The sequence below is a fragment of the Salipiger sp. PrR007 genome, from assembly GCF_010499845.1.
Lineage (GTDB): Bacteria > Pseudomonadota > Alphaproteobacteria > Rhodobacterales > Rhodobacteraceae > Salipiger > Salipiger pacificus_A.
Genome location: NZ_JAAGOZ010000094.1, coordinates 1 through 1,820 on the forward strand (window position 1 = coordinate 1; position 1,820 = coordinate 1,820).

The window sequence follows — 1,820 nt, forward strand, 5'->3', positions numbered from 1 at the left end:
TGGGTCGGTAGCTCAGGTGGTTAGAGCGCACGCCTGATAAGCGTGAGGTCGGAGGTTCAAGTCCTCCTCGACCCACCAATCCTTCGGGACCATCCCGGGGGTATCCGGGGCCTTAGCTCAGCTGGGAGAGCGCCTGATTTGCATTCAGGAGGTCAGGAGTTCGATCCTCCTAGGCTCCACCACTTCCCCGCGGGAAGAGCCGGACAGCTTCAAAGACAGCATTTCGATTAGATCGATAAGCACCTTTTTGGTGTTTATCCGTCCAATCGGACGCATTGACATCGTTTAGAGAGATACAAAATCAACACTGTTTGATTGCCGCGAGTGTGCGGTGATCTCTGGTTGGTTCCCCGCGAGGGGAAGGTTTTGCCGGCGGTTGTTTCCTCGACCAAGCGCAAGATATCCCGATCAGAAAAAGAACAGAGTTGTCCAAGTCAAGTACACTAACCCCTCATTCACTTTGCATAGGGTGAATGAGATTGTCCTCGCCGCACGGCGAGGGCGGGAAAGTATGCTTCTGATCCGGAAAGAACGGCATCACACGAACCAGCGTGGTGTCTCGCAAAGCGTCAGCCTTGCTCTTTCTGGATCGGATCAAGCGCGAGAAGGGCGTTTGGTGGATGCCTTGGCAGTAAGAGGCGATGAAGGACGTGATACTCTGCGATAAGTCCTGGGGAGCTGAGAATAAGCTTTGATCCAGGAATTTCCGAATGGGGCAACCCACCTGAAAGTTCGTTATAATTGCCTTCGGGCAGCCTATAACGGGCTTAAACAGGTACTTTTAACCTGAACACATAGGGTTTTAAGAGCAAACCCGGGGAACTGAAACATCTAAGTACCCGGAGGAAAGGACATCAATAGAGACTCCCCTAGTAGCGGCGAGCGAACGGGGACCAGCCGAGTCCTGAGAGTGAACAGAATGGTCTGGAATGGCCAACCACAGCGGGTGACAGTCCCGTATGTGAAGCTCGATGGAACGTATCAAGTAGGGCGGGACACGTGAAATCCTGTTCGAAGATCGGAGGACCACCTCCGAAGGCTAAGTACTCCTTACTGACCGATAGCGAACCAGTACCGTGAGGGAAAGGTGAAAAGCACCCCGACGAGGGGAGTGAAACAGTACCTGAAACCGAACGCCTACAATCAGTCGGAGGCTCCTCGAGAGCTGACGGCGTACCTTTTGTATAATGGGTCATCGACTTGGTCTATCTAGCAAGCTTAAGCCGTTAGGTGTAGGCGCAGCGAAAGCGAGTCTTAATAGGGCGTCGAGTTAGATGGATCAGACCCGAAACCGAGTGATCTAGGCATGACCAGGATGAAGGTTAGGTAACACTAACTGGAGGTCCGAACCCACACCTGTTGAAAAAGGTCGGGATGAGTTGTGCCTAGGGGTGAAAGGCCAATCAAACTCGGAGATAGCTGGTTCTCCGCGAAATCTATTTAGGTAGAGCGTCATCCGAATACCCCTGGGGGTAGAGCACTGGATGGGTAATGGGGCCCCACAGGCTTACTGATCCTAACCAAACTCCGAATACCAGGGAGTACTAGATGGCAGACACACTGCGGGTGCTAACGCCCGTAGTGGAGAGGGAAACAACCCTGACCTCCGGCTAAGGCCCCCAATTCATGGCTAAGTGGGAAAGCAGGTGGGACGACCAAAACAACCAGGAGGTTGGCTTAGAAGCAGCCATCCTTTAAAGATAGCGTAACAGCTCACTGGTCTAATCAAGTTGTCCTGCGGCGAAGATGTAACGGGGCTCAAGCCATGAGCCGAAGCCGAGGATGCGCATAGCGCATGGTAGCGGAGCGTAGTGTGACAT

The 1,820-nt window shown here is 53.1% G+C and carries 2 tRNA genes and 1 rRNA gene; all 3 read left to right on the plus strand.

Going from position 1 to position 1,820, the window contains the following annotated elements:
- Nucleotide 1 precedes the first annotated feature (1 nt).
- Nucleotides 2-78 (plus strand) — tRNA-Ile (locus G0Q01_RS25560).
- 28 nt (nt 79-106) lie between these two features.
- Nucleotides 107-182 (plus strand) — tRNA-Ala (locus G0Q01_RS25565).
- 410 nt (nt 183-592) lie between these two features.
- Nucleotides 593-1,820 (plus strand): 23S ribosomal RNA (locus G0Q01_RS25570); the annotation flags it as partial.